The 19,241-nt window shown below is 71.4% G+C and carries 24 protein-coding genes; 10 read left to right on the top strand and 14 right to left on the bottom strand.

Going from position 1 to position 19,241, the window contains the following annotated elements; genetic code table 11:
- Positions 1–23 precede the first annotated feature (23 nt).
- The 4 genes from OCS65_RS09150 to OCS65_RS09135 form a co-directional block, all read right to left on the bottom strand.
- Positions 24–317 (bottom strand): DUF2516 family protein, encoded by a 294-nt coding sequence (locus tag OCS65_RS09150; protein ID WP_006946506.1) that lies wholly within the window; start codon positions 315–317, stop codon positions 24–26.
- Between the two features lie 76 nt (positions 318–393).
- Complete coding sequence (locus OCS65_RS09145) at positions 394–1,212, bottom strand: hypothetical protein (protein ID WP_043803288.1); 819 nt, start codon at positions 1,210–1,212, stop codon at positions 394–396.
- Between the two features lies 1 nt (position 1,213).
- A complete protein-coding gene (locus tag OCS65_RS09140; RefSeq protein ID WP_006946504.1) occupies positions 1,214–1,762 on the bottom strand; it encodes a helix-turn-helix domain-containing protein in 549 nt (182 codons plus the stop codon).
- Between the two features lie 60 nt (positions 1,763–1,822).
- A complete protein-coding gene (locus OCS65_RS09135; RefSeq protein WP_029545205.1) occupies positions 1,823–3,094 on the bottom strand; it encodes a DUF445 domain-containing protein in 1,272 nt (423 codons plus the stop codon).
- A gap of 139 nt (positions 3,095–3,233) precedes the next feature.
- Between OCS65_RS09135 and OCS65_RS09130 the strand changes: the two genes are divergently transcribed.
- From OCS65_RS09130 to OCS65_RS09120, 3 genes are read left to right on the top strand one after another with little or no spacing between them, the layout of a single operon-like run.
- Positions 3,234–3,974, top strand: coding sequence for a TetR/AcrR family transcriptional regulator (locus tag OCS65_RS09130; protein WP_006946502.1), 741 nt, complete (start codon positions 3,234–3,236; stop codon positions 3,972–3,974).
- Between the two features lie 41 nt (positions 3,975–4,015).
- Positions 4,016–4,363 carry a DUF4873 domain-containing protein gene (locus tag OCS65_RS09125; protein ID WP_029545207.1) on the top strand — a complete coding sequence of 116 codons (348 nt, stop codon included), beginning with the start codon at positions 4,016–4,018 and terminating at the stop codon, positions 4,361–4,363.
- Positions 4,364–4,394: 31 nt separating this feature from the next.
- Positions 4,395–5,255: a PPK2 family polyphosphate kinase gene (locus OCS65_RS09120; RefSeq protein WP_006946498.1), complete on the top strand. Its 861-nt coding sequence runs from the start codon at positions 4,395–4,397 to the stop codon at positions 5,253–5,255.
- Between the two features lie 21 nt (positions 5,256–5,276).
- Here the strand turns inward: OCS65_RS09120 and OCS65_RS09115 are convergent, their stop codons facing one another.
- Positions 5,277–5,498: a hypothetical protein gene (locus tag OCS65_RS09115; protein ID WP_006946496.1), complete on the bottom strand. Its 222-nt coding sequence runs from the start codon at positions 5,496–5,498 to the stop codon at positions 5,277–5,279.
- A gap of 133 nt (positions 5,499–5,631) precedes the next feature.
- On the opposite strand from OCS65_RS09115, the gene OCS65_RS09110 reads away from it, so the two are divergent.
- Positions 5,632–6,123 (top strand): DUF6328 family protein, encoded by a 492-nt coding sequence (locus tag OCS65_RS09110; protein WP_029545210.1) that lies wholly within the window; start codon positions 5,632–5,634, stop codon positions 6,121–6,123.
- A 6-nt stretch (positions 6,124–6,129) separates the two neighbouring features.
- Here OCS65_RS09110 and OCS65_RS09105 read toward each other — a convergent pair whose 3' ends face one another.
- On the bottom strand, positions 6,130–7,026 hold the full coding sequence (locus tag OCS65_RS09105; RefSeq protein WP_050035634.1) for an SDR family oxidoreductase: 897 nt from the start codon (positions 7,024–7,026) through the stop codon (positions 6,130–6,132).
- An 85-nt stretch (positions 7,027–7,111) separates the two neighbouring features.
- On the opposite strand from OCS65_RS09105, the gene OCS65_RS09100 reads away from it, so the two are divergent.
- On the top strand, positions 7,112–8,125 hold the full coding sequence (locus OCS65_RS09100) for an iron-containing redox enzyme family protein (protein WP_231772607.1): 1,014 nt from the start codon (positions 7,112–7,114) through the stop codon (positions 8,123–8,125).
- Positions 8,126–8,185: 60 nt separating this feature from the next.
- Here OCS65_RS09100 and OCS65_RS09095 read toward each other — a convergent pair whose 3' ends face one another.
- A complete protein-coding gene (locus OCS65_RS09095) occupies positions 8,186–8,602 on the bottom strand; it encodes a DUF5709 domain-containing protein (RefSeq protein WP_029545216.1) in 417 nt (138 codons plus the stop codon).
- A gap of 166 nt (positions 8,603–8,768) precedes the next feature.
- On the opposite strand from OCS65_RS09095, the gene OCS65_RS09090 reads away from it, so the two are divergent.
- Positions 8,769–8,924, top strand: coding sequence for a DUF6131 family protein (locus OCS65_RS09090; RefSeq protein ID WP_003937495.1), 156 nt, complete (start codon positions 8,769–8,771; stop codon positions 8,922–8,924).
- Between the two features lie 143 nt (positions 8,925–9,067).
- On the opposite strand, the gene OCS65_RS09085 is transcribed toward OCS65_RS09090, so the two are convergent.
- The 6 genes from OCS65_RS09085 to OCS65_RS09060 form a co-directional block, all read right to left on the bottom strand.
- Positions 9,068–9,277, bottom strand: a complete 210-nt coding sequence (locus OCS65_RS09085) for a CDGSH iron-sulfur domain-containing protein (protein ID WP_006946490.1) — start codon at positions 9,275–9,277, stop codon at positions 9,068–9,070.
- A gap of 76 nt (positions 9,278–9,353) precedes the next feature.
- Complete coding sequence (locus OCS65_RS09080; RefSeq protein WP_072635791.1) at positions 9,354–9,995, bottom strand: HemK2/MTQ2 family protein methyltransferase; 642 nt, start codon at positions 9,993–9,995, stop codon at positions 9,354–9,356.
- 102 nt (positions 9,996–10,097) lie between these two features.
- Positions 10,098–10,478, bottom strand: a complete 381-nt coding sequence (locus tag OCS65_RS09075) for a hypothetical protein (protein ID WP_006946487.1) — start codon at positions 10,476–10,478, stop codon at positions 10,098–10,100.
- Between the two features lie 89 nt (positions 10,479–10,567).
- Positions 10,568–12,163 carry a phytoene desaturase family protein gene (locus OCS65_RS09070; protein WP_029545221.1) on the bottom strand — a complete coding sequence of 532 codons (1,596 nt, stop codon included), beginning with the start codon at positions 12,161–12,163 and terminating at the stop codon, positions 10,568–10,570.
- Positions 12,160–12,618: an SRPBCC family protein gene (locus OCS65_RS09065; protein WP_006946482.1), complete on the bottom strand. Its 459-nt coding sequence runs from the start codon at positions 12,616–12,618 to the stop codon at positions 12,160–12,162. Before OCS65_RS09065 ends, OCS65_RS09070 begins: the two co-directional genes overlap by 4 nt.
- Before the next feature lie 35 nt (positions 12,619–12,653).
- Positions 12,654–13,733: an NAD-dependent epimerase/dehydratase family protein gene (locus tag OCS65_RS09060; RefSeq protein WP_043803294.1), complete on the bottom strand. Its 1,080-nt coding sequence runs from the start codon at positions 13,731–13,733 to the stop codon at positions 12,654–12,656.
- Between the two features lie 71 nt (positions 13,734–13,804).
- Here OCS65_RS09060 and OCS65_RS09055 point away from each other — a divergent pair, with 71 nt between their 5' ends.
- The 3 genes from OCS65_RS09055 (at position 13,805) to surE (ending at position 16,289) form a co-directional block, all read left to right on the top strand.
- Positions 13,805–14,443, top strand: coding sequence for a DUF2231 domain-containing protein (locus OCS65_RS09055; RefSeq protein ID WP_152104020.1), 639 nt, complete (start codon positions 13,805–13,807; stop codon positions 14,441–14,443).
- Positions 14,444–14,518: 75 nt separating this feature from the next.
- Entirely contained in the window at positions 14,519–15,493 is a 975-nt protein-coding gene (locus OCS65_RS09050; RefSeq protein WP_043803297.1) for a PfkB family carbohydrate kinase, read from the top strand.
- A 4-nt stretch (positions 15,494–15,497) separates the two neighbouring features.
- A complete protein-coding gene (gene surE, locus OCS65_RS09045) occupies positions 15,498–16,289 on the top strand; it encodes a 5'/3'-nucleotidase SurE (RefSeq protein ID WP_006946475.1) in 792 nt (263 codons plus the stop codon).
- A gap of 15 nt (positions 16,290–16,304) precedes the next feature.
- Here the strand turns inward: surE and OCS65_RS09040 are convergent, their stop codons facing one another.
- The gene (locus OCS65_RS09040) at positions 16,305–17,486 is read right to left on the bottom strand and encodes a zinc-dependent alcohol dehydrogenase (protein ID WP_006946473.1); all 1,182 of its coding nucleotides are present in this window, start codon (positions 17,484–17,486) and stop codon (positions 16,305–16,307) included.
- A gap of 242 nt (positions 17,487–17,728) precedes the next feature.
- Between OCS65_RS09040 and OCS65_RS09035 the strand changes: the two genes are divergently transcribed.
- Positions 17,729–19,216 (top strand): FAD-dependent oxidoreductase, encoded by a 1,488-nt coding sequence (locus tag OCS65_RS09035; protein WP_231772604.1) that lies wholly within the window; start codon positions 17,729–17,731, stop codon positions 19,214–19,216.
- Positions 19,217–19,241 lie beyond the last annotated feature (25 nt).

The following is a 19,241-nucleotide window of genomic DNA, read 5'->3' as shown; positions in this document are numbered from 1 at the left end:
CTTGTCAAGGCTCCCGGGGAGAGCTACCACCGGCGCCGTTGCACCTCGTCCACCCGCGGCCGCACGTCGACGAGGTACACGCACACGGCGATGACCGCGATGATCCCGAGCATCATGAAGGTGCCCCAGAAGACGAAGATCACCAGCAGCGAGGCGGCGAGGATGCCGAGCCACACCGGCTTGGTGAGCTTGTCGACCGCGGGGAACGCCTCGGCCGGCTGCCGCACGGCATGCAGCAGCGCGAAGCCCGCCCCGGCGAGCGCGACGATCTGCAGAGCGAAGATGATCAGGGCGGCGAGAGAATCGACGTTGGGCACGTCCCCATGGTACGAGCAACGGCCCCCACGCGGAGGTCGCGTGGGGGCCGTCGGCGGTTCTACCGACCGGTCGAGATCAGGCGCCGGTGGTCTTGCGCGGCGCGGCCTTCTTGGCGGGCGCCTTGGCCGGAGCCTTGGCCGCAGCCGGGGCGGGCGCCTTGGCCGGGGTCTTCGGCGCGGCGGCCTTCTCCGCGGCCTCCTCGACCTTGGTGGCGGCCTCGTCGAGCTCGAGCGCGGCGGTCTCGACCCGGTCGGCGGCCTCCTCGGCGGCCTCCTGGGCCTGGCCACCGAGATCGAGCACCCGCATACCGGCCTCCTCACCGGCACCGGAGATGGCCTCGCCGACATCGCCGGCGGTCTCCTCGATCCGGCCGGCGGCGCGACCGGCGAGCTTGGCGGCCTGCTCGCCCACGGCGCGGGTCTGCCGCGCCACGGTGCCGAGAGCATCCTCGGTGAGCTCGACGGCGTCACCGAACGCGGCCTCGGCGCGGCCGATGCTCTCCTCGACGACCGGCTGCTTGCGCAGCCGCTCGATGGTCTCCTCGCCGCGCTCGGCGAGCGCGGTGTAGATGTCGGAGGCCACCTTCAGGTATGCCTCGGCCACCTTGCGCAGCTCCTCGGCAGTGAACTTCTCGCGCAGCTCGGCGAGATCCTCGGGCAGCTCGGCCGGCAGGCCCGCGAGACGCTCGCGCAGGGACTCGACGTTCTCGGTCAGGTCCTCCTGGAAGTCGGCGAGACGGCCCCGGGCGCTGTCGACCCGGTCGGTGACGTCGGTCTGGGTGGTCTCGGCGCGACGGCGGGTCCGGGCCACCACGTCGGCCACGGCCTGGACCACGGCGTCGCCGGCGCCGACGGCGGCATACAGCGGGGTGGCGAAGGTCTTCGGATCGGTCATGTCAGTTCTCCTGTTGGTCGGGGTCGGTCGCGCCCTTCGGGGCGGCGGCCTCGGATGCGGACGTCTCGGATGCGGATGCCTCGGGGGCAGATGTCCCCGGTGCGGATGCCGCCCCGGACGGGCGGGAACCGTTCTCGCGGCAGAACGATTCGTAGATGTCGAGCAGGACCTGCTTCTGCCGTTCGGTGAGGACGGCGTCGGCGAGCAGCGCATCGCGCACCGCGCTCTGCGGACGTTGCTCCAGGATCCCGGCCCGGACGTAGAGGACCTCCGCGGACATCCGGAGACCCTTGGCAATCTGACCGAGCACCTCGGCCGAGGGCTTGCGCAGCCCTCGCTCGATCTGGCTCAGGTAGGGATTGCTGACGCCGGCGAGCTGGGACAGCTGACGCAGGGACACCTGCGCCGCCTCGCGTTGCGAGCGGATGAAACTGCCGATGTCCTGGGCGGCAGTGCTGACTACCCGGGTAGCGATCTCGGTGGCGCCGGACGCGTCGTCCTTGTCACCGTCCCCCCCGTCGGCGGGTTCACCCGATTCCTTCGTGGACACAACCTCAGCGTACGCGCAAGTGCTAGCTGTAGCAAGCACTCTGCTAGCAGGTGTGGCACGTCACGCGAACAGCAGGTTCGACAGGGTGTAGATGGCCAGGCCGGCGAGCGATCCGACCACCGTGCCGTTGATGCGGATGAACTGCAGATCGCGTCCCACCTGCAGCTCGATCTTGCGGCTCGCCTCCTCGGCGTCCCAGCGCTCGACCGTCTCCCGGATCACCGCGGTGATCTCGTCGGCGTAGTTGGCGGCGATGTACCGGGCCCCATCCAGCAGCCAGCGGTCGAACTTGCCGCGTAGCTCATGGTCCTCCATCAGCCGCACGCCGAAGTGGATGACGTTCTCGGTGACCTTCGTCCGCAGCGTGCTGTGCGGATCGTCGACCGACTCGAGGATCATCCGCTTGGCCGCCCGCCACGTCGCGGAAGCCAGCTGCGTGACCTCCTCGCGGCCCATGATCTCCGCCTTGACCTTCTCCGCCTTGGCAATGGTGACCGGGTCGTGCTGCAGGTCCCGCGCATAGTCGGCGAGGAACCGGTTCGCGGCCACGCGCACCTCGTGGTCGGGGTTGGAGCGCACCTTCCAGGTGAACTCGACGAGCTCGCGATGGATCCGCTCCCCGAGCAGCAGGTCCACGAACTTCGGCGACCACGACGGCGAGTCGCGACTGATGATGCGGTCGATCGTCTCCTGGCTGCCGAGGGCCCATTGATGGGCCCGCTCGGCCAGCATGTCGATCAGCGGCATCTGCCGGTTCTCGGCGAGGAGCTCGGACAGCACCCGGCCGATGGGCGGCCCCCACTCCGGCTCGGCGATGCGCTTGACGATGGTGTTGTCGATGATCTGCTGGATGTCCTCCTCGCGCAGGACCGTCACGAGGCCCCGCAGCACCGTCGACGTCTCCTGCGCGATCCGCTCGGCGTGGTCGGGCTCGGCCATCCAGGTGCCCAGCCGCAGCGGGATCCGGGCGTTCTCGACCTTCTCCGACACCACCTCGGGGGCGAGGAAGTTGGCGCCGACGAACGAACTCAGGCTCGCCCCGAGCTGATCCTTCTTCCGCTTGATGATGGCCGTGTGCGGAATGGGGATCCCGAGCGGATGCCGGAACAGCGCGGTGACGGCGAACCAGTCCGCGAGCGCGCCGACCATCCCGGCCTCGGCGGCCGCCCGCACGTACCCCACCCATTCGCCGGCACCGCGCGACTCCTGCCAGCGGCAGAACAGGTAGACCGCGGTCGCCGCGAGCAGAAAGCCGGTGGCGACCGCCTTCATCCGCCGCAGATCCCTGCGCTTGGCGTCATCGTCGATGCTCATCAGCTGCACCTCCACCATTGTGCCGAACCCGCCACCCGCAGGGGCGGGACGCGGGTTCGGCACACCGTCCCCCCTGGGAACGGGACATCCGCACGGGGTGCGGCACACCCCCTTATAAACTGGGCGGACGATCGACAGCGAACGGATGTGCCACCCAGTGCCGAACCACCGAGTTCCCCAGCCCCTGCCCCCGACCGACACGCCGGTCCCGACAGCCGCCGCGCCGACCAAGCAGGACGGGCGCAAGCGCCGCTGGCACGAGCACAAGATCGCCCGGCGCGAGGAACTGGTCGACGGCACGATCAAGGCGATCCGGTCCCGCGGGCGCGACGTCGGGATGGACGAGATCGCCGCCGAGATCGGCGTGTCCAAGACGGTTCTCTACCGGTACTTCACCGACAAGAACGACCTGACCACGGCGACGATGCTCCGGTACGTGGAGACGATCCTCGCTCCGCGCATCTACGCGGCGGTGGCGGAGGATCTCGACGAGTACGACCTGACCCGGGTCGCGATCGCCACGTACGTCGAGACCGTCGCCTCGGATCCCGAGGTGTACCTGTACGTGATGACCAACAGCGCCGCGGCCGGGCGCGATGTCGTGGCGAACTCGGAGCGGATGATCGCCGAACTCGTCGCGACGGTGATCGGCGAGCGGCTCCGGAATCTGGAGATGGACTCGGGCGGTTCCGTGCCGTGGGCGTACGCGATCGTGGGCGCGATCCAGCTCGCCACCCACTGGTGGATCTCCAACAAGTCGATGTCGGCGGAGGACCTGACCGACTACCTCACTATGATGACCTGGGGCGGGATCTCCGGGATCGCCGCCGTCGGCGGCTCACCGGCCCGGTTCAAGAGCCGGCCGCACCCGCTGCTCCCGGAGGCCGGCACGCCGTGACCAGATTTATGTAACTGGCGTTTACATGTAAAGTCGCGGGCATGTCCGACCCACACGACGACGAACCCGACGGCTACCGCGGCCCCGCCGAGGTCACCGTCGGCGAGCAGCACGCCACCACGGAGGTGCAGCTGGCCGGAGCGTTCGACCCCATCAGCGGGCGCTACCGCTGGCGCGGCCGGATCCGCGGCCTCGCGGCAGCCCTGCCGCCGGGCACCGACCTCTCCCCCGGCACCGACCTCCACCTGACCGTGCCCGGGCCCGGCGGCCCCGCGCCGGCGACCGTCCGGATCAGCGAGACGGACCTGTGGGGCAGCCACATGGTCGACGGCGTCTCGGCCCCGCCCTATCCCACCCGCCCCGACGACACCGAGCTCGAACCCGGCTGATCCGGTCGCCGGATGTGGCACCCTCGGCATCATGACCGTCAAGAGCACCGACCCGTGGCAGACGCCGGCCGTCGAGGTGCTGCGCGCCCACGCCGGGACCAGGGTCGCCGAGATCGACACCAACGGCACCCCGGGCTTCTCCGGCGACAAGGCCACCGGCGAACTGCTCATCGAGGAACGCGGCGCGGTGCTCTCGCGGCTACAGGAGATGCTCTTCGCCAACGGGCGTTCGGGCGACCGCCGGTCGATCCTGCTGATCCTGCAGGGCATGGACACGGCCGGCAAGGGCGGCATGGTCCGCAACGTGATCGGCCACGTGGATCCGCAGGGCGTCGACCACACCTCGTTCGGCGTGCCCACCCCCGACGAGAGGCGCCACCACTACCTATGGCGCATCAACAAGGCACTGCCGCGGGCCGGGCAGCTCGGCGTGTTCGACCGCTCACACTACGAGGACGTCCTCATCGTACGGGTCCACAACCTCGTACCGGAGAGCGTGTGGAGCGCCCGGTACGACGAGATCAACCAGTTCGAGCGTGAGCTCGTCGACAACGGGACCACGCTGATCAAGGTCGCGATGTTCGTCTCGCTCGAGGAGCAGAAGCGGCGCCTGGCAGAACGGCTCGAGCGGCGGGACAAGCACTGGAAGTACAACCCGGGCGACGTCTCCGAACGCAAGCTGTGGCCGGCCTACCAGGAGGCGTACCAGGCGATGCTCGACAGAACGTCGACGGATCACGCCCCCTGGTACGTCGTGCCCTGCGACCGCAAGTGGTACAGCCGCATCGCCGTCATGGAACTGCTCATCGACGCGTTCGAAGGCCTCGACCTGGACTGGCCGCTCGCCGGGTTCGACGTGGAACTCGAGAAGCGGCGCCTGGCCGAGGCGTGAGGCGGCGGCGGGACCGGACCGTCAGAACAGGTGCGGCGTCTCGCGATGCAGACGGTGGTCGTGATGGACGGTCGTGCCGATCATCGCGATCGCCGACGCGACCGCGACGACGCATACTATGCCGGCGACAAGCGCCCACCCGCCGTTGCCGGAACCCGCGGCGTAGAGGAAGGCCGCAAGACTCACGATCGAGAGCAACGCGAGCATGTACCCGGTCCATGCGACGAACAGATTGAGCTTCATGACCGCTCTCCTTCCTCAGAGCGCCGTTGTCCCTGGTGGAGCCGACAGTACCCCCACAGTGACACAGGTCACAAGTGGGCTGCCGTCGTCGCCGCGGAGGTTTGACGGGCGCCGTACGGGGCATGTCACAACCGTGCAGCCCGCAGCGGTGCCGAACGAGGAGTGGAACAGGCAGGTCCGGCACGAGACCCCCGTGCAGCGGCTGGACCGGAACTGGTCGAGCCTGCTGCAGGAGCTGCGCGTCGTGCAGACCGGCGTCCAGCTCCTCACAGGCTTCCTGCTCACCCTGCCGTTCCAGAGCCGGTTCGACGCACTCACCGACTTCCAGCGCGGCGTCTACCTCGTCACCGTGCTCGCGTCGATCGCGGCCACCATCCTCCTCGTCGCTCCCGTGGGCATGCACCGCCTGCTCTTCCGGCAGCGCCGGCTCCCCGAGCTGGTGAACACCGCGCACCGCTTCGCCATGGCGGGCCTGCTCCTGCTGGGCGTCGCGATGACCGGCGTCGTCGTGCTCGTCGTCGGACTGGTGGTCAATACCGCCGCCGGCATCGCCGCGGGCGTCGTCACGGTCGTGCTGTTCCTGACCCTGTGGGTCGCCTACCCCTGGCGCTACCGGCGGCGGTGACCGGGCTCAGCCGGGCAGCGTCTCGCCACCGATCGGTGCGAGCACCTCACCGCTGTAGTACGACGACATCGTCTCGGAGGCGAAGAAGACGTACGAGGGCGCGATCTCGTCGGGCTGCGCGGCCCGGCCGAACGGGGCCTGCTGCCCGAACGTCGCGACCTTCTCCGCATCCATGGTGGCGGGGATCAGCGGCGTCCATACCGGCCCCGGCGCCACGCAGTTGATGCGGATTCCTCGATCCTGGAAGGACTGCGCCAGCGAGTACGTCAGCGCGAGCACCGCGCCCTTCGTCGCCGAATAGTCGATCAGCGACTTGTTACCCCGCAGACCGTTGATGGAGGCGGTGTTGATCACCGCGGAGCCGCGGGGCAGGTGAGCGAGCGCCGCCTTCGTCACGTGGAAGTAGCTGTCGATGTTCACCGCGAACGTCCGCCGCCACTGGGCGTCGTCGAGCTCGGCGAGGTCGTCCACCGGCTCCTGGTACGCGACGTTGTTCACCAGCAGATCCAGGCCGCCGAGCGCCGCGGCCGCGTCGGCGACCACCGCGCGACAGTGCTCCGCGGCGGCGAGATCGCCCGGGAGCAGATGGCATGCACGGCCTGCACGCCGCACCAGTTCCGCGGTGTGCTCGGCGTCGTCGTGCTCCTCCAGGTAGGCGATCGCGACGTCGGCTCCCTCCTTCGCGAAGGCCACCGCCACCGCGCGCCCGATGCCGGAGTCGCCGCCGGTGATCAGGGCCTTGCGTCCGGCGAGCAGGTCGCGGCCCCGGTAGTCCCGCATCTCGTCGCGGGGCTGCTCGGCCATGTCGGCCGTCGCACCGGGATAGTCGATCGTGTGGGGCGGGCGCTCGACGTCCTCGCCCCCGGGCGCCGTGTTCTCGTTGTCGCTGTTGTCACCGTTCATGCCCGGGCGGATACCCGCGCGAACCCGTCCCACACCCGCGCGCCGCAGGGCGTTTCGCACGAATCGGGTGCGGGTATCCGCGCACATGCCTGCGAATTCGCCGACCGTCGTGATGCAGTCCTCCGCCCTTCCGCGGGCCCGGGGCCCTGTCTCCCGAGAGGTGATCGAGCGGCTCGCGCGTCCGGCCGATACCGCGATCTGGCCGATCGAGGTGGCCGGGATCGACCCCTACGGCGAGGACGCCCAGCTGGCCCTGACGGTGCTGTACGAACTGTCCTACCGCGGGTTCGACGGAGTCGACGCGGGCTGGGAATGGGCGCCGGGCCCGCTGACCGTCCGGGCCGGCCTCGAGGGGCTGTTCCTGGACCGGCTGCACGCCGACGTGCCCTCGGGCAACGATCCCCAGCGGGTGCTCGACGACCTGTGCCGCGAACCCGAGGACGCGTGGGGCGTGTCCCACCACATCTGCGAACGCGGCACCTGGGAGCAGGTGCGCGAGTTCTTCGTGCACCGGTCCGTCTACCACCTCAAGGAGGCCGATCCGCACTCGTTCGCCATCCCCCGGCTCACGGGCCGGGCGAAAGCGGCGCTCGTCGCGGTGGAGTTCGACGAGTTCGGCGGCGGCCGGGCCGACCGCATGCACTCGACCCTCTACTTCGACCTGCTCGCCGCGGCCGGACTCGACCCGGGATACCTGGCGTATCTGGACCGGGTGCCGGCGGAGACGCTCGCGACGGTGAACTTCATGTCCCTGTGCGGGCTGCATCGCGCACACACCCCGAAGCTCGTGGGGTTGTTCGCCTCCGCGGAGATCACCTCCTCCCCGATGGCGCGCCGCATGGCACGCGGCCTCGAACGCCTCGGCGCGCCGAGCGCCTGCATCCACTTCTACACCGAGCACATCGAGGCGGACGCGGTGCACGAGCAGGTGCTGCGCTACGACGTGGTGGGCGATCTGGTGGAACGGGATCCGCGCTGCGCGGGCGACATCGCGTTCGGCGCGGAGGCGATGGAATACCTCGAGGGCCGGCTCGCCGCCTACGTGCTCGAGCGGTGGAACGACGACGAGTCGTCCCTGCTCGGCGCCGGAGCCGTCTGAGCGTCCCTCCGGCCGATCGCCGCCCGGCATCCGAGGTCTCGGGTGCCGGGCGGCCGCCGTTCAGTCCTGCCGGTCGGGCTCCTCCTCCTCGATCAGGTGGACGGCCGCTTCCTCGGCGGAGGCCGCGCCCCCGTCGATCCCTACGTCCGTGCCGAACAGCTCGGAATCCACGTCCTCCGCGGTGCCCTCGTCCGGCGCGACGAGGCGTCCCGCGCGCGCCCGGCCCGCCTCGGCGACGGAGCTGCGGAACTCGTTCTCCCCCTCGTCGTCCTCGCGTTCGGGCTCCTCCTCGCGGAGCCGTTCGTCCAAGGTCTCGTGGCGTTCGAGGCCGACGGGCCGTTCCATCGGCGAGAATCCCTCGTCGAGGACGTCGTCGACACCGCGGTCGATCAGGGAATCCTCCGGCTGCAACTGGTCCTCGTCGTCGACGCTGTACTCGCCGGGGACGCTGTCCCCGGGGTTCTCCGAAGTAGGCATGCACCCGACAATGCCACCGGCGCCGTCCGCGCGCCACGGATCGACGCGAAGTGCACATCCTTCCCACCACGAGCGGTTCGCGAGGTTTCGGCACATCCGATGCGGGTATCCCCTGTGCACGGCCCGGATCCGACCGGCAACGGGCACCGACAGCGAGGTGACACTCATGATCATTCTGGGTTTGATTCTGCTCGTGGTGGGTTTCCTCACCAACATCTCTATCCTGTGGACGCTCGGGATCATTCTCCTGGTGGTAGGCGCAATCCTGGCGATCCTCGGAGCGACGGGCCGGGCTGTCGGCGGCCGGAAGTACTGGTATTGACGCATGACGCGTGACGACGCGTAAACGCGTTGCGGGGCGGGCGGTTCCTCTCGGGAACCGCCCGCCCCGCGTTGTCCACCGGCGTTGTCCACCGGCGTCGTGCGCACCCGGCACGACCGGCACCCCGCCGGAACCGGCGGGTCTCAGCGTGGATCGCGCCGCGACCGGCGGTGACTGGTGTCGCACAGCGGGTACCGCTCGCTGCGCCGGCACCGGCAGATCGCGACGACGAACCGGTCCGATTCCACCTCGTCGCCGTCCTCGGTCACGATGCGCACCGGGCCCTCGACCAGGACGGGACCGCCGCGGACCAGGCGGACGACCCTGGGCTCCGCCCCCGCGGGACCCTCCACCCGCAGTCCCGGGCACAGGCCGGGCACAGCGACGCCCCCGGAAGACGTGTCCCGGGGGCTGCCGTCCGTGGCTACTTCACGGGCAGTGTGTTCGATCGGCACGGATCACCACCACTTCCTCGGTGTCGACGCCCGCGGGCAGTTCGTAACGCGCCCGCAGATACCCGGCGCGGCTGCGCATCACGGGCCCGAACGGGATCCGGCGACGCGCCACGACGGAGGCCTTGAGACCGCCGTCGCGCAACCGGACGAGGGTCTCGTCCACCCCGGAGAACTCCGAATGCACGACGAGAGCGAAACCGCCGGGAGACAACAGGTTCGGCAGGCTCCGGCACAGCGGGTCCAGCACCGCCCGCCCGTCGGCACCGGCATCCCAGCGGGCGTCACCGTCCCCGGCTGCGTGCGGTACGTAGGGCGGATTGGACAGCACCACGTCGAACGGTCCGTGCCGGTCGGCTTCGTCCAGTCCGCCGCGCAGGACCCGGATGGGAAGCTGCCGCGACCGCGCGTTGATACGCGCCGCGAGGACCGCCCGGGGAGCGATGTCCAGTGCCGTCACGGACCCGGCACCGGACATGGCCGCCGACACGGCGATGAACCCTGTGCCGGTGCAGAAGTCGAGCACCTTGGCGCCGGGGGGTGCCGCCGCACGATCGAGTGCGCCGGCGAGCAGATGCGAATCCTCCTGCGGGCGGTACACACCGGGCAGTCGCCACACCCTCCTGGGCGCCGGCACGTTACCGGACCCCGGCTGCGACGGCACGACCCCCGTGGGTGGACCGGGCGAGGGACACGTTGGACTCCGGGCGAGACGTCGTTGTCATACGTGGGAGTACCCCTCCAAGCGGCCGCCCGAAACGTGGTGCGGGCGGAAGGCGGTGACGGCGGTGCGCCGCGATGCGGGAGCCGCGGCGCCGTCCGGACGGTTGCGGAACAACGAGGGCCCGGCACGGTCGGGCTCCCGGCGCGCGCCGGCCGGCGCCGCCCCGGTCGGGGCCAGCGAACCGAGCATGAACGACAGTCCCGCCGCCACGGCGAGTCCGGCCCCGATGCCCGTGACGGCGGAAGCGGAGAGCACACCCACGCCGACGGCGGCGATCACGCAGATGCCCGCGGCGATTGCGGCGACTCCGCCTTCCACCTCGCGCAGCGCCCGCGGCACGAGGGAAGGGTTGTACACCTGCCGGATCGGTGTTCCCACTGGCGTTCCCATGACTTCTGATACCCCGTCGGCGAATCGCTCAACCCCGAAACGTGTGAATCTCCGCGTTCGGCAAGGGCACCGGGAATTCAGCTGCGCATCAGCACGTCCGAGATCGCCCCGTTCAGCCGCCGCCGAACCCTGCCGCCCACGCCGTGGTCGCGCAGGGCCGCCCGGGCCGCGTTCCACCCGCACATCCCGTGGACGCCACCGCCGGGATGGGTGGACGAGCCGGCCAGGTACACACCCTCGACCGGCGTGCGGGGACCACCGAAGCCGGGCAACGGCCGGAACACGAGCTGCTGATGGATCTGGGCGGTGCCGCCGTTGACCGCCCCCCCGACGAGGTTCGCGTTGGCGGCCTCGAGGTCGCGCGGGCGTTGCACGCTGCGGTGCACGACCGAGCTCAGCACCCCCGGCGCGTGCGCCTCGAGTTCGGCGTCGACGCGCCGGGCGAGTTCCTCCGCGGAGGCGTCGTCGGCGACACCGCGCGGCAGATGCGTGTACGCCCAGGCGCTTTCCGTTCCCTCCGGCGAGCGGGCAGGATCTGTGGTGGTCATCTGGCCGAAGATGATGAAGGGATGCTCCGGGACGCGGCCGGTCGCGAGGTCGGCCGACCAGTGCACGAGACCGTCGGCGTCGGCGCCGAGGTGGACGGTCCCGGCCGTCGCGAGCGCCGGCGAGCGCCACGGAATCGGCCGGTCGAACGCGTAGTTCACCTTCACCACGGGCGTGTCCCACTCGAAGCGCCGCAGGTCGTCGCGGACCGCGGCGGGCACGGCGTCCGCGGGCAGGAGCGAACCGAACAGTGCCGGCGCGGACACGTCGGCCAGTACCGCGCGCCGTACCCGGAACCGCTCCCCCTGCTCGGTGCGGACCTCGGTCGCCACACCGCCGCCGACCTCGATGCCGGTGACCTTCCGGCCGCACAGGATCCGGGCCCCGCTGCGTTCGCCGCGCCGCGCCAGGGCCGCCGCGAGCTCCCCGGCGCCGCCCTCGGGCACCGGATAGCCGACGTCCTGGGCGAGCATGGTCAGGACGTATCCCATGATTCCGCTGCCCGCCGAGTCCACGGGGGTGTCGGCGTGCATGGCGTTGCCGAGCAGCAGCAGCCGCGCGTGCTCACCGCCGAACAGTTCCTGGGCCATCCGGCGGGCGGGCAGCGCCAGCATCCGCATGAAGCGCAGTGCGTCCGCGGTGCCGAGCCGGCGGATCAGCCCCGCCGGGCCGCGCACCGGTGGGAACGGCTCGAACAGGGTGCTCAGGAAGGGCTCACGGATGCCCTTCCACTGCTCGGCCAGGCGGATCCAGGTGGTCCCGTCGCCGGGGTGGCGCCGTTCGAGTTCCGCCGCGGTCTCGGTGACGTCCGGATAGACCACCGCGGCGTCCTCGTCGTCCGGCCCGGCGGCGTGCCCGTACACCCGCGGCGCCCGCCGCAGCCGCAGCCCGTGCGACGCGAGGTCGAGCGCGCGGAACGCCGGGGACGCCGCCGCGAGGGGGTAGAAGGCGCTGAACAGGTCCATACGGAAGCCCGGATGCAGTTCCGCCGTGCGGACGGCGCCGCCGATCTCGTGCTGCTCCTCGAGCACCAGGACGTCCCAGCCGGCGTCGGCGAGCACGGCCGCCGCGGTCAGGCCGTTCTGGCCGGCGCCGACGACGACGGCGTCGACGGTCTCGGTGCTCACTCTCCGACGCCCTTCGGCTCCGTGGCGTGTTCGGCCATGAGCATGAGCCGGCGCAGGCACTCGACGTTGCGCGGCAGCACCAGCCGGGCCTGGATCGCACCGGGTACGAACTGAGCCGGGCCGGCGGCGGCCTTCTCGGCCATCTCGATCCGGCACCCCCCGGGCCGCTCGTGCAGGCGCATGGTGATCTCGGCCTGCCCGGCCGGCCACGCCCGCGCACGCAGCTTCAGCTCCCTGCCGGGGATCGATTCCACCACCTCGGTATGGTCGTTCAGCAGGGCGGGCCACACCCCCACCGAGTGGTGGATGCGGCTGCCCACCGCCGGCCACGCGTCGTCCACGGCCCGGATGCGGGAGGCGCCCACCACCCAGCCCGCGTACGACCAGCCGTCGGCGAGGACATCCCACACCTGTTGCGGCGTCGCCGTGGTGTCGCGCTGCGCTGTTTCGCTCATCCCGATACCCTCTCTCGTCGCTCCGCCGCGAGTGGTCACGGCGGCACGCGGCGCCCGACGGTCCCGCGGCCGAGCAGGACGCTCATCGTCTCGAGCGGCCCGCGACTGCGCAGGACCGGGCTGTCGGTGCCGGCCTCGGCCTGCATACCCGCGATGGCCTCGCGCCACACCTGGGGGCCCGGAACGGTCGGTGCCCAGTCCAGGTCTCGGCGGGCCCGGTCACAGTCGAGCATCGGGGTGTTGTAGGCCAGGTCGATCCATCCGCCGGCGATCGGTTGCAGGTGGACCTGCCAGGTCGCCTCGACGACGGCCCGCAGCACCTGCCGCGGTACGGGGATCGCACGGGCCCCGAACGCCCCGGCGATGTCGCCCGCACGCAGCGGTTCGGGGGTCGCGAGGTTGAACACGCCCGGCACCCGCCGCTCCAGGGCGGCATCGAGCGCGGCGGCCACGTCGTCGGCGTGCACGGCGGGGATCGAAGTTCCGGGGTCCACGGGCAGCAACGGCAGGTGACGGAGCACGACGTCGGGCACGTATCCCGGCACCGCGTAGCGGCGCAGCGCGCTGCCGCCCGCGTACTGGCCGATGAAGCCCGGCCGGAAACGGGTGACGATCGGCGCCGCGGCCGCGCCCTCGATCCGCTCGTCGAGCAGCCGCTCCGCCGCGACCTTGTCGACGCTGTACGCGCACGATTCGATGCCGGTCGCGGGCCACGACTCGTCGACCGCCCGGCCGTAGGCCCCGGCCGCGTACACCGCGGCGGAGGACATGTGCACCAGGTGTCCGACGCCGGCGGCGAGGGTCGCCCCGATCACGGCGGCGGTGCCGTCCACTCCGGTCCGGCGCAGATAGTCCCGCCGGTGCGAGGGCTGGAAACCCCAGGCCAGGTGCACGACGGCGTCGGCCCCTTCGAGGAGGGGGCGCAGCCCGGTCTCGGCGCCGGGTGCGGCGAGGTCGACGCTGTGCCAGGTCACGCCGTCGTAGGGGTCGGTGGGCGGTGGCACGCGCCGGGCGACGGCCACGATCTCCGGCGGCTCCGATCGCCGGGCGAGGCGCCGCAGCAGGGCGGTGCCGACGTTGCCGCTGGCGCCGGTGATCACGATGCGCTGTCTCATGATCGCAGGAGATACCCCGCCGATCTGCGTCGTACACCCGTCTGGCAGGTTTCACCCGGTCGGGGCGGGGTATGCCCGTGGGCATGACGGACTCGCAGATGGAGATCCTGTATTCCGGGACGGAGTCGGCGGCGTGGCTGGACGGTCCCGCCGAGGTGCTGCGGAAGCAGGTCGGGCGGCTGGCGGACAGCCCGATCGGGGCCGTGCTGCACGGCGCTCCCGTGGGCCACCCGCTGCACCCGGCGCTGGTGGCCGTCCCCATCGGGGCGTGGACCGCGGCCGGCGTCTTCGACGCCCTGCGACAACCCGAGACCGCGCGGCGGCTGATCGGGCTCGGTCTGCTGGCGACGCCGCCGACGGTTCTGGCCGGCTGGGTCGACTGGGTGCACACCGACACCGTGCAGCGCCGGGTGGGGTTGATCCACGCGGCCGTCAACGGCGCCGGAGCAGCCCTCATGGCCCTGTCCTACCGCCAGCGCCGCCGCAGTTCCGGTCCCGGCGCGGTGACGCGTAGCGCCGCCGGCGCGGTGACGCGTAGCGCCGCCGGCGCGGTGACGCTGAGCGCCGCCGGCACCGTACTGATCGGGCTGGGCGGCCTGCTGGGCGGGCACCTCGCGTACTCGCTCGGCGCCAATGTGCGCCCGCCCGAGGTGCCGAACGCCCCCGTCTACGATCCCGTCCTCGCCGACTCCCCCGGCGATACGGCCTGAGCGAGGCCGCACCGCAACGCGAACCGCGCGTCCGCCACCGCGGGCGCCGTCTCCTCCCCATTTCGAAGGACATGCATGAACCCCGCTCCCCGAGACGGCAACGACGACAGCGCGCCCTCCGCCTTCGTCTTCGCACCCACTCCCCTGCTCACCGTCACCATCGAGTCGTCGCCGTCGGATGTCCCGGAACTGCACGTCCACGCCGGCGGGCAGGGCTTCTGGATCGCCCGCATGGCGGTCACACTCGGCCTGAAGGTGCGGCTGTGCGGCACCTTCGGCGGCGAGACCGGCCCCGTCGTCAGCGATCTCATCGCACAGGAAGGCGTATCGGTGCGATCGGTGTTCACCGCCGGCCAGAACGGCTCGTACGTGCACGACCGCCGCGGGGGTGAGCGTGAGGAGATCGTGGAGGTTCCGCCGCCGACGCTCAACCGGCACGAGGCCGACGACCTGTTCGGCGCGGCGCTGGCCGAGGGCCTCGAGGCGGACGTGGCGCTGCTCGGTGGCCCGCATTCCGACCGGGCGGTGCCGCACGACGTCTACACCCGGCTGGCGGCCGACCTGACCGCCCTGGGTGTTCCCGTCGTCGCCGACCTGTCCGGCCCCACCATGACCGCGGCGCTCGAGGGCGGTCTCGCCGTGCTCAAGGTCAGTCACGAGGATCTCCTCGAGGACGGCAGGGCGAAGTCCGAGGACATCGACGACCTCACCGCGGCCATGAAGGAACTCGTCTCGCAGGGCGCCCGCAACGTGGTGCTGTCTCGCGCCGGCGACCCCGCCCTCGCCCTCGTCGACGGCGAGCTGTGGGAAGTCGTCGCGCCGCCGCTGAACATCGCCGACCACCGCGGCGCCGGCGACTCCATGACCGCCGGGATGGGCGCCGCGCTAGCCGCCGGAGCCACGATGGTCGAAGCCCTGCAGCTCGGTGCCGCGGCGGGCGCCGTCAACGTCACGCGGCACGGGTTGGCCACGGGGCAGCGAGAACTCGTCGACAAGGTCGCCGAGAGCGTCGAGGTCCGGCCGTTCGCGAAGGGGAAGAGCGGGAGGTAGGAACGTGAGAGCGCTGATCGTCAACGACGACGGGGTGGACAGCCACGGCATCTCGGTGCTCGCCCGGGTGGCGGTGGACGCCGGTCTCGACGTGGTGGTGGCCGCCCCCCATGCCGAGCGCAGCGGCGCCAGCGCGTCGCTCAGCGCACTCGAGGAGGACGGCCGGCTCGTCGTCGCGCCGCGGGCGTTCCCGGACCTGCCGGACACGACGGTGCTCGCCGTCGAGGCGTCGCCGGCCTTGATCGCCTTCGTCTCGATGTACGGGGCGTTCGGCCCCAAACCCGACATCGTCCTGTCGGGAATCAACCACGGCCCCAACACCGGCCACGCGATCCTGCACTCCGGCACGGTCGGCGCGGCGCTCACCGGAGCCAACCACGGCAGCCTGGCCCTGGCGGTCTCGCTGTCCGGTTCGGTCCACGAGCACTGGGAGGGTGCCGAGGTCGTCGCCCGGCACGCCCTGCAGTGGGTGCTGACGCAGGGCACGCCCGGCACGGTGCTCAACGTCAACGTGCCCGACATCCCGCTGAGCGAACTGCGCGGCCTGCGCACGGCACCGCTCGCGGCGTTCGGCGCCGTGCAGGCCGACATCGGCGAAACCGACCAGGACCCGGACGACGGGGAGCGCCAGTACGTCACCGTGACCTTCAGCGACATCCGGGCCGACGAGGCCGAGGACACCGACGCGGGCCTGCTCGCCCAGGGCTGGGCGACCGCGACGGCGTTGCGCTCCCCATTCGAGGCCGCCGACGTCGACACCGCGGATCTGCCGCGTACCGCGGCCGACCTGGTGTGACGCCGGCGGCACCGGTCAGGGCTCGAGCTGGATCTTGATCGCGCCCTCCTGCTTGCGCTGGAAGATCTCGTACGCGTGCGGGGCGTCCGACAGCGGCAACCGGTGCGTGGCGAAGGTGTCCACTCCGAGCGGATCGTCGTCGGTGAGCAGCGGCATGATCTGCGGCACCCAGTGGTTGACGTTCGCCTGACCCATCCGCAGCCGGATCTGCTTGTCGAACAGGGTCATCATCGGCATCGGGTCGGTCATGCCGCCGTACACGCCGCTGAGCGAGAGGGTGCCGCCCCGGCGCACCACGTCGATCGCGGTGTAGAGGGCGTGCAGCCGGTCGATACCGACGTGGGTCATCAGCGGCGCGGACAACGCGGACGGCAGCAGCCCCGTCGCGGTCTGCAGGGCGGTGGCGACGGGTGACCCGTGCGCTTCCATGCCGACCGCGTCGATCACCGAGTCGGTGCCGCGGCCGCCGGTGCGGTCGCGGATCATCTCGCCCAGCGAGTTCCCGGCCTCCTTCAGGTCGATGGTCTCGATGCCGCGGGTGGCGGCGCGCGCGAGCCGCTCGGGCACCATGTCGACACCGATCACCCGGTGGCCGCGGTGCACGGCGATCCGTCCGGCCATCTCGCCGATGGGCCCGAGGCCGAGCACCGTCACCGAACCCCCGTCGGGCACATGCGCGTACTCCACGGCCTGCCAGGCGGTGGGCAGCACGTCGGACAGGTAGACGAACCGCGAGTCCGGCGGCCCCTCCGGAACCGAAATGTGGGTCGAATCCGCATGCGGCACACGCAGATACTGCGCCTGGCCACCGGGCACGCTCCCGTACAGCTTCGAATACCCGAACAGCGCCGCGCCGGTGCCCTGCTCGGTGACCTGGGTGGTCTCGCACTGGGAGAACAGGCCGTCCCCGCACATGAAACAACTGCCGCACGAGATCTGGAACGGAATGACCACGCGGTCGCCGGGTTTGATCGAGGTGACCTCGGAACCGACCTCCTCCACGATCCCCATGGGCTCGTGGCCGAGGATGTCCCCCGGCGACATGAACGGTCCGAGCACTTCGTACAGGTGCAGATCCGAACCGCAGATGTTGGTGGTGGTGACGCGGATGATCGCATCGGTGGGCTGCTCGATCCTCGGGTCGGGGACCGTATCGACACTCACCTTCCGCTTGCCCTGCCATGTCACTGCTTTCATCGCCGATCCTCCCGCCCGGTGGTCCGGGCACCTCTCGTCGTGGACTGCGCGGCGCACTGCCGGACCGGCACCATGACGCACTGCCGGACCGGCACCATGACGCACTGCCGGACCGGCACCATGACGCACTGCCGGCTCTGCACGGCCTACCCCGCACGACGGGGCGCAAACCTCGACCGGCCCGGCGCAGGACCGGTGACCGGCGCGGGTTTCCCGGGCGCGACACGGGGCATTCCTCACAGGTGACCTCACTGTGGCTCTCCCGCACCGACACCGCCCGCACCGACGACACGCCGTGGCCCGAGGGCCCGGCCCGCTTCGACACCGTGGTGGTCGGCGCCGGCCTCACCGGCATGGCCACCGCCCTCCTGCTCGCGCGCGCCGGCCACCGCGTGGCCGTCCTCGAGGCCCGCACGGTCGGCGCCGTCACCACCGGCAACACCACCGGCAAGATCAGCCTGCTGCAGGGCAGCACCCTCTCCAGCATCGCCCGAGGCCATTCCCGCGACGTCCTGCGAAACTACGTGGCCGGCAACCTCGAGGCGCAACGGTGGGTGGTGCAGCTGTGCCGGGAGCGGGGCCTGCCGATCGAATCCGCGGCCGCCTTCACCTACAGCGCCGGCGAGGAGGGCGTGGCCACGGTGCGCGCCGAGCACGAGGCCTGCCGCGCGGCCGGTCTCGACGCCCGCATGACGACGGAGACGGAACTGCCGTACCCCGTGGCCGCGGCGGTGACGCTGCCGGATCAGGCGCAGACCGATCCGATGCCGTTGCTGCACGAACTGGCCCGCGAACTGCGGGAGCGCGACGGCGCCCTGTTCACCGGCTGCCGGGTCCGGAAGGTCCGCTCGGACCGGAACGGATGCGTCGCGGTCACCGATCACGGCGAGGTGCGGGCCGGGCACATCGTGCTGGCGACGGGGACGCCGATCCTCGACCGCGGCGGGTTCTTCGCCCGGCTCGAGCCCCGGCGGTCGTACGCGGCCGCGTTCGAGGTACCGGGCGACATTCCGAGCGGGATGTATCTGTCGGTGGATTCGCCGACGCGGTCGCTGCGCACGGCCTACGGGGGGCGGTACTTCCTCGTCGGCGGCAACGGCCACACCGTCGGGCGGGCACACGACCATCGGGGCGCCGCGGACGATCTCGTGGCGTGGACGGGCCGCCACTTCCCGGGTGCGAAGACCGTGGCGCGCTGGTCGGCGCAGGACTATGCGACGCTCGATCACCTGCCGTACGTGGGCCCGCTGCTTCCCGGCAACGATCGGCTGCTCGTGGGCACCGGCTACGGCAAGTGGGGCATGACGAACGCGGTGGCGGCGGCGCGGTTGCTGTCGGCCCGCATTCTCGGCGAGACGGCTCCGGAATGGGAGTCGGCGTTCCAGGCCTGGAGTCCCACAAAGCTTTTCGATCTTCCGGCAGCAACCCGGCTCAATGCCGCGGTCGCGGTGGAGATGACGCGCGGATGGGTGCGGGCCGAGTTGTCCGGCGACGGCGCGTCCCCGCCGGAGGGCCGCGGCACGGTACGCCGGGAGAAGCTCCGCCCGGTCGGGGTGTGCACCGTCGACGGCACCACGCACCGGGTGTCCGCGGTGTGCCCCCACCTCGGTGGCGTGCTGCGATGGAACGACGCGGAAGCCTCCTGGGACTGCCCGCTGCACGGCTCCCGCTTCGCCGCGGACGGGCGTCTGCTCGAAGGCCCTGCCACCCGGGATCTGGCACCGGAGTGACGTTTCCCGGTCGCCGGCCTCGGGT

The sequence above is a fragment of the Rhodococcus aetherivorans genome, assembly GCF_025722975.1.
Lineage (GTDB): Bacteria > Actinomycetota > Actinomycetes > Mycobacteriales > Mycobacteriaceae > Rhodococcus > Rhodococcus aetherivorans.
This window is presented reverse-complemented; position numbering and strand designations above follow the sequence as displayed.

Bases quoted from the DNA above. Each gene is read 5' to 3' on its own strand.
- OCS65_RS09145 (WP_043803288.1), bottom strand. From the start codon at position 1,212: ATGACCGATCCGAAGACCTTCGCCACCCCGCTGTATGCCGCCGTCGGC.
- OCS65_RS09135 (WP_029545205.1), bottom strand. From the start codon at position 3,094: ATGGTGGAGGTGCAGCTGATGAGCATCGACGATGACGCCAAGCGCAGG.
- OCS65_RS09125 (WP_029545207.1), top strand. From the start codon at position 4,016: ATGTCCGACCCACACGACGACGAACCCGACGGCTACCGCGGCCCCGCC.
- OCS65_RS09120 (WP_006946498.1), top strand. From the start codon at position 4,395: ATGACCGTCAAGAGCACCGACCCGTGGCAGACGCCGGCCGTCGAGGTG.
- OCS65_RS09115 (WP_006946496.1), bottom strand. From the start codon at position 5,498: ATGAAGCTCAATCTGTTCGTCGCATGGACCGGGTACATGCTCGCGTTG.
- OCS65_RS09105 (WP_050035634.1), bottom strand. From the start codon at position 7,026: ATGAACGGTGACAACAGCGACAACGAGAACACGGCGCCCGGGGGCGAG.
- OCS65_RS09100 (WP_231772607.1), top strand. From the start codon at position 7,112: ATGCCTGCGAATTCGCCGACCGTCGTGATGCAGTCCTCCGCCCTTCCG.
- OCS65_RS09095 (WP_029545216.1), bottom strand. From the start codon at position 8,602: ATGCCTACTTCGGAGAACCCCGGGGACAGCGTCCCCGGCGAGTACAGC.
- OCS65_RS09090 (WP_003937495.1), top strand. From the start codon at position 8,769: ATGATCATTCTGGGTTTGATTCTGCTCGTGGTGGGTTTCCTCACCAAC.
- OCS65_RS09065 (WP_006946482.1), bottom strand. From the start codon at position 12,618: ATGAGCGAAACAGCGCAGCGCGACACCACGGCGACGCCGCAACAGGTG.
- OCS65_RS09060 (WP_043803294.1), bottom strand. From the start codon at position 13,733: ATGAGACAGCGCATCGTGATCACCGGCGCCAGCGGCAACGTCGGCACC.
- OCS65_RS09055 (WP_152104020.1), top strand. From the start codon at position 13,805: ATGCCCGTGGGCATGACGGACTCGCAGATGGAGATCCTGTATTCCGGG.
- OCS65_RS09050 (WP_043803297.1), top strand. From the start codon at position 14,519: ATGAACCCCGCTCCCCGAGACGGCAACGACGACAGCGCGCCCTCCGCC.
- OCS65_RS09040 (WP_006946473.1), bottom strand. From the start codon at position 17,486: ATGAAAGCAGTGACATGGCAGGGCAAGCGGAAGGTGAGTGTCGATACG.